Below are 7,208 nucleotides of genomic sequence, written 5' to 3'. Positions count from 1 at the left end.
CAACATCTTCATCATTGAATTTTATTTTATCAAAATATCTAATTATTAAATTTTTATCATATAATTTTACAAATTCAGTTCTTGGTAGCTTATATTCTTCAATCAGCTTATTAAGTGCCTCTTGTCTTTGATTTCCATTAGGTTCAAAAAAATGAATTCTTAAATCTGTATTCGAATGTTTTTTCTTAAACTCTTCTATAAGAAATTTATCATTATTTTCTTTAGTAAAAATTTTATCACCAGAAAAGAAAAACAAGACATCACAATTATCTACCTCTTTTGAATATAATATGGTTTTCCATATTAACGTATCTTTAAAACCTACGTTCGGATTATTTGCATCAAAAGGTGGATACTTATTAAGTGCATCGTTTACAATTTCTTTAAATATTATTTCATTGTAATCTAATTTTATAACATTAACTTTTTTATAATATTCTTCTTTGCTTCAAATCTCATTGTAAAAATTTCTGCTGTTGTTTCTTTATAAGGGAAAAAAGCATGTTTTTTGTAAGATGGAATAAAGACAAAAGAACCAGGAACAATATTAAATTTTTTCCCATCAATTTCCTCTATCCCTGAACCTTTTAAATAATAAAGTAATTGAGCATCTGGATGATAGTGAGGATATGTTGGAGAATTAATTTTATGAAAATTCAACTGAATATTGGTTATGGTTATGAGATTTGCTCCAATAAGTAAATTAAACTTCTCGTCTTTTATTTTTTCAAATGTCTTTTTTGTAATATAATTTTTTTTCATTTAATTAAAACTTTTATTCTTTTTAAAATTAGTTCTGGTTTACCAAAAAATATTTTAACAGAATTTCTATTCAAAACAAAATCAAAATCCTTTTTTATATCGTCTACTTTAATTTCAATTTTCCTATTTTTAACATTATCTATCTTAAAAATCAAATTTTTCATTTCTATAAAACCATGTAGAATTTCTATTTCAACAACCTGTAGTTTTCCCTTTTTAGAATACTTATAATTACCCCAGCCGGTTCCGGTTGAAAAGAAAATATTTAATTCTTTTTTCAGCAAAACAGGTGAAAAATAAATCTCCTTTCTCACATTGTCAACAAAAAAACCAAGATAGGATAAAATTAAACCAAAAGCAGAAAAACCTCTACCATAATGATAACCACATTCAATATGATTGAATGGATTTCTTTTTTCACCATCATATCTATTATTTATTGCTTCAATAATTTCTTTTGCCTGTTTTAATTTCCCTCTCCTAATAAGCAGTGAAGCAATAACAAATTCTTCTCCTGTCCAGACCTCATCACAGTAAGGCATTGGAATTTCAGGCCTACCTTCTGGGAAAGAACATACAATAACTCCTTTTTCATTTCCAATTCCATATATTCTCATAAAATTTATGTGTTCTGAAAAATCTATAAAGTTATACTTTAAAATAGAAGATAATGTCTTTTTTATATACTTTTCTTCAACAATTGAACCAAGATTTAGATTATCTGCAAAAAACTGACCAAGTAATTGAGAAGTTAAACATCCATTCAAAAATTGGTATGGTGGCAATGGATTGATTTTACATTTCTGAACAAAATATTTTCCATTCCAGAGTTCTTCTATTACCTTTTTCCTTCCTTCTTCATATATCCTTTTACATTCATTTTTAAAATCTATATCACCCATAAATTCCGAAATCTCTTCCATTGCTTTTAATGATGCAAGATAAATAAAAGAAGTAAATGGATTTTCTCTATAAAATTCAACATCATAGGTATTATGCTGTTCTCCTTCCATTAAACCATCTCTATTTTTATCCCAGTTTTCCCAAGCATATTCAACCGACTTTTTTAATTTTGTATATATTCTTTTCAAAAATTCATTATCCCCTGTAATTTTCCATTCCCTGTATGCTTTTAAAACTGTTCCCATCTGTCCATCTGCTGCTGGTTTAAACTGCCAGAGTTTTATCCCTAAAGGTATATTTGTTCTAAAAGCCATATAACCGTTTTCATCCGTATTGTAAAGATAATCCACCTCTCTCTGGCTTTTCATAAAATTCGGAAATAGATAGGAAACAGTAAAATCATAATTATAGACATGGGTACAGTTCAATGGACAGCAACCATTATTATCAGAACATCCTTCAAAAGCATAAAAACGTCCATCTTCAGTAATAAAAAATGTATTGCTTCTTAAAGTATTAAACTGAGAACTTATTGTTGCAAGAAAACTTTCGGGTAAACTCTGAGAAAAAAAACTTTCTGCAAATTTTATGCTTTCATCTTTAAGGTATTTTTTATTTTTAATATAGTATTTAACCACTTCTGCTGAATCAGAAAATCTTTTTGAATACCAGTTTTTTAAAATTTTATTTTTTACCTCTTCATTCAATCCCCAGTAATTTATTCTATTTGGGAAATACCATGAAAGATAAAAATTTATCTCTTTTTCCTCTTTTCCTTTTAAATTTTCCTTTACACCGAGAGTTGCCCAGTATGTTTCACCATTTTGACTTTCTTTACTTTCAACAAATTCAAACTTGCCGTTTTTAAATTCTCTCCAGAAATTTTCATAATCAGTCCACCATCCAATTTTTTCCCACTGAGTTTTATATGAAATATTTTTTGAATCTGTGAACAATGAAATATTCCCATATCTATGACTTTCTTTTTCATATTTATTTGATTTTAAATAAAGACCTTTAACTTCACCTATTTCTTTATAAATATTGATATTCCCGCCAAAACATACATTTTTAGGTGAATTTAAATTTTCAGTTCCATCTGTTCCGACAGGATTCATAATTGAAAAAGCAAGAAAAATTTCAAGTTCTTTTTCGGTGAGATTTTTTATTCTATATGTAAAAACTGCTATAGGCAGAGAAGAATTTTCATAATCAAGAGGAATAAAAGGAGTAAATGCTTCAAGAGTAATTTTTAATGATAATCTTTTATCTGAAAAATCAATAATTGCGAAGGGAAAATAATTGGTAAATTCAACTCTTTCAAAACACGGGCATCCTTCCATATTCAGATTTTGATAACCACCAGCGCTTTCAAATGGAGGGAAAGGATTTCCTGAAACAATTCTATATTTTATCCCGTCTTTTGATTTTACCCTTAATGAAACAAAATTCCCATACATTCTTTTTCCTTTTCCCGGTCTATTAAATATTTCCCAGTCAGTTAAAGAGCCCTTCCCTTCAACAGAAACATTACCTGCACCAATTCCTCCAAGAAGAAATTTTATCTGTTTAATCTTATTTCCTTCATATTTAATCCCTTTCATTTCATATCCTCCTTCTTAAAATTCTGCTTATAAATTTAAAAGAAAAGAAGTATAAAATCAATCCAGAAGAAACTGATAAAAATAAAAAATTGAATAAATTAAGTTTTTGAAGAAGGAAATTTCTGAAAATTGTTAAAAAAATAAACATGGGAATTGCAGAAATAAAGGAAACTCCAAATATTTCTAAAATCTTTCCATAATCCACTTTTAAATGTTTCTTATTAAAAAAATAAAAAAGTAAGAGAAAATTTATAAGTCCCACAAGAGAAGTAGAAAGAGCAATTCCTCCATGAGCAAGAAACTGCATTAAAATTATATCAAGAATAAAATTTGTAGCAATACTGAAAACACCGATTTTTACAGGAGTTCTTGTATCATTAAAAGCATAAAAACATCTTGTCATAACTGAAATACCACCGTAAAAAACAAGTCCAAGAGAATAGAAAAATAGAGGATATGAGGTCAAATTTACTGATTTTACATCAAACATACCTCTTTTAAAGAGAAATGTAATTATCTCGTCTTTTAAAAAAATCAAAAAGATAGTTGAAGGTATAATGGTTAAAAAAAGAATCTTAAATGCGTAATTGAGATTTTCCCTAAACTTATCAAATTCTTTTTTTGAAAAATTTTCACTCAACCAAGGTAAAACTGCTGTTGAAATTGAAATACCGAATATACCAAGAGGAAGTTGATAAAGTCGTGTAGCATACCAGAGTCCAGAAACCATTCCTGATGATAAGAAATTTGCAAGTGAATAATCAACAAGTAAATTTATAGGACCAACAGCAACACCAACAATCATCGGAAGAAATAAAAAACCCATTTTTTTTATTGCTGGATGAGAAAAATTTAAACTTATTTTAGGAGAATAACCAAGTTTTCTGACAGATGGAACAAGTATTAAGTACTGTCCTATTCCACCTAAAATAACTCCTAAACATAATGAAAAAATTTTTTCTTCAAGAGTATTTCCAAAAAAATGAGCAAAATAAAATAATGATAAAATCCAGAAAAAATCAAGAACAATAGGTGAAATTGAAGGTAAAAAAAATGATTTATAAGAGTTTAAAATTCCTGTGTATAAGGCAGAAAGAGAAATAAAAATCAGATATGGAAAGGTAAATTTTAGAAGCAAAAAAACATAATACCATTTACTTTCATATATTAGAATTCTCACTCCTATTTCACTCAATATAAAAAAAATTAAAAAGAGAGAAAATGTGAATATAAGCGATAAAGTAAAGGTTATATCCACAATCTCTTTTAATTGGCTTTTTTCCCCTTCATCTGATAAATATTCTGTAAAAACAGGAATAAAAGAAGAAGTTAAAGCACCTTCCGCAAGAAGTCCCCTGAAAAAATTCGGTATCATAAATGAAAGTAAAAATGCATCATAAATTTTTGTTGTCCCAAAAAAATTAGCACTTACAATTTCCCTGAAAAGTCCAAAAAACCTTGAAATTATTGTTCCAATAGCAAGCAGAGATATTGCCCTGAAAATTTTTTTACTCATTTTTTGGTTTTAAAAGAGGGAAAAATATAACTTCTCTTATTGAAGATGAATTGGTAAAAAGCATAACAAGTCGGTCAATTCCTATTCCAAGACCTCCTGCTGGTGGCATTCCATATTCAAGTGCTTCCACAAAATCATAATCAATTTTTTTCTCTTTATCCTTTACATCTTTAAATTTTTCTTCAAATCTTTTCAACTGCTCAATCGGGTCATTTAATTCAGAATAAGCATTTGCAACCTCAATACCTCCAATAAAAAGTTCAAACCTTTCTGTTATTTCAGGGCTATCTTTAAATGTTTTTGCAAGTGGAGATATTTCAACAGGATAACCAATAATAAATGTTGGATTTATAAGAAGTGGCTGAATTTTCTTTTTAAAAATACTTTCAAGTTTATCAAATAATGTTTCATTTTCCTCCACTTCTATCTGATATTCCTTCACTTTTTTATCTATAACTTCTTCATCTCTGAAATTCTCAATCCCTGCATATTCTTTAAAAACATCTTCATATTTAATTCTTTTCCACGATCTTGTAAGTTCAATCTTTTTCCCTTGATATTCAAAAGTAAGAGAACCAAAAATTTTTTCAGATAAAAAACAGATTAATCCCTCTGTTATCTCAATCATCTCTTCATAATCACCGTAAGCAGAGTATAATTCAAGCATTGTGAATTCAGGATTATGTAAAGTTGAAATCCCTTCATTTCTAAAGGACCTGTTTATTTCATATATTTTTTCAAAATTTCCTACAAGAAGTTTTTTTAAATAAAGTTCAGGTGCAATTCTTAAATAGAGTTCCATATCAAGTGTATTGTGATATGTAATAAATGGTTTTGCTTCAGCACCTCCAGGAATTGGATGCATCATTGGTGTTTCAACTTCTACAAATCCTTTATCATTCAAAAATTCTCTCATAAATTTCAAAATCATTATTCTTTTTTTAAAAATATCTCTTGCACTTTCATTCATTATCAAATCAAGATACCTTTTCCTGAATCTTATCTCAACATCCTTCAATCCATGCCATTTTTCAGGTAAGGGTCTTAATGATTTTGAAAGGATAAGGAAATTTTTAACAAGTATAGTTTTTTCTCCTGTTTTTGTTCTGAAAACTTCACCTTCAATTCCAACAATATCTCCTATATCAATTTTCTTAAAAATTTCATAATTTTCCTCACCCACTATATCTTTTTTGAAGTAAACCTGAATTTTACCTGTACTGTCAACTATATCAGCAAAAGCAGCATTTCCATGACCTCTAATAGCCATAATTCTACCAGCAATTTTAAAACTACCATCTTCCTTAACTTCTCCAATATTTGTTTTAAAAAATCTTCTTCCGTAAACTTCAATTCCTTCTTCTTTAAGTTCTTCAAGTTTTTTTATTCTTACCTCTCTCATTTGATTTTCACTCATATTTTTCTCCTTCCTCTTTTTCTAATTTCTCAACCTTAACCCATTTAATAATCTTTTCATCTGCGTCCTGAACAACAAACTTATAATTTTCATATTCAAACTCTTCTCCCTTTTTAGGAAATCTTCCAAAATATGATAAAACAAAACCAGCGATTGTTTCAATATCAATTTCTGGTGGAACTTTTATTTTTAGTAATTCCTCAACTTTTTCAATTTCCATACTCCCTTTTATAAGATATTTTCCCTCACTTATTTTTATATATTCCTTCTCATCTTTTTTAAATTCATCTGAAATCTCTCCAACAATTTCTTCTATAAGGTCTTCTATGGTTACAAGACCAGCAGTTCCGCCATACTCATCTATAACAATTGCCATTTGTAATTTTAACATCTGTAATTCTCTTAACAATTCAATAACTTTTTTTGTTTCAGGAACAAAATAAACATTTCTTAATATGTCTTTTGCTTTAAGTTTTTCCCATGCTTCTTCTGTCTGTCTTGCTATTATATCCTTTATATAGACAATTCCTGTAATTTTATCTATATTATCTTTATAAACCGGAACTCTTGAATATCCAGATAAACTGATTTTTTTAACAATATCCTCAAGAGATGTATTTTCTTCAACCGCAACTATATTAACCCTCGGAGTCATTATTTCTTTAACCATTTTATCTCCAAATTCAAATATACTGTGTATCATCTCTTTTTCTTCTTTTTCTATAACTCCTTCCTTTTCTCCTGCTGAAATCATTGCCTTTACATCTTCTTCTGTTAAAACAGGCATTATTGTATCAATTCTCTCCCTGAAAATCATCAGAAAAACATTTGAAATAAAAAGTAAGATTTTGACAAAAGGATAAAAAATAAAAGAAAAAATCTTTAATGGATATGATGTTAAAAGAGCAATTTTTTCAAAATGTTTTTTAGCAATACTTTTAGGGATTATCTCACCGAAAACAAGAATAATAAAGGTCATAATCCCTGCAATTACTGATGGTATAAT

The 7,208-nt window shown here is 28.1% G+C and carries 6 protein-coding genes; all 6 read right to left on the bottom strand.

The annotated features are described in order from the left end of the window. Window positions 1-256, bottom strand: a 256-nt coding sequence (locus tag PKV21_08165) for a hypothetical protein (GenBank protein ID HOM27463.1), incomplete at its 3' end; no start/stop codon positions are given. A gap of 155 nt (window positions 257-411) precedes the next feature. After that, window positions 412-762 carry a cupin domain-containing protein gene (locus tag PKV21_08160; GenBank protein HOM27462.1) on the bottom strand — a complete coding sequence of 117 codons (351 nt, stop codon included), beginning with the start codon at window positions 760-762 and terminating at the stop codon, window positions 412-414. Next, window positions 759-3,269 carry a GH116 family glycosyl-hydrolase gene (locus tag PKV21_08155; protein ID HOM27461.1) on the bottom strand — a complete coding sequence of 837 codons (2,511 nt, stop codon included), beginning with the start codon at window positions 3,267-3,269 and terminating at the stop codon, window positions 759-761. Before PKV21_08155 ends, PKV21_08160 begins: the two co-directional genes overlap by 4 nt. A 1-nt stretch (window position 3,270) precedes the next feature. Further along, window positions 3,271-4,785 carry a murein biosynthesis integral membrane protein MurJ gene (murJ, locus tag PKV21_08150; GenBank protein ID HOM27460.1) on the bottom strand — a complete coding sequence of 505 codons (1,515 nt, stop codon included), beginning with the start codon at window positions 4,783-4,785 and terminating at the stop codon, window positions 3,271-3,273. Beyond that, entirely contained in the window at window positions 4,778-6,202 is a 1,425-nt protein-coding gene (gene lysS / locus PKV21_08145; GenBank protein ID HOM27459.1) for a lysine--tRNA ligase, read from the bottom strand. The genes murJ and lysS overlap by 8 nt, the downstream gene beginning before the upstream one ends. Beyond that, window positions 6,195-7,208: hemolysin family protein (locus PKV21_08140; GenBank protein HOM27458.1), on the bottom strand; the 1,014-nt coding region annotated here is incomplete at its 5' end. The genes lysS and PKV21_08140, both read right to left, overlap by 8 nt.

This window comes from bacterium (assembly GCA_035371905.1).
Classification (GTDB): domain Bacteria; phylum Ratteibacteria; class UBA8468; order B48-G9; family JAFGKM01; genus JAMWDI01.
Note: the sequence above shows the minus strand (reverse complement) of the source record. Positions and strands in the feature narration are given on the sequence as shown.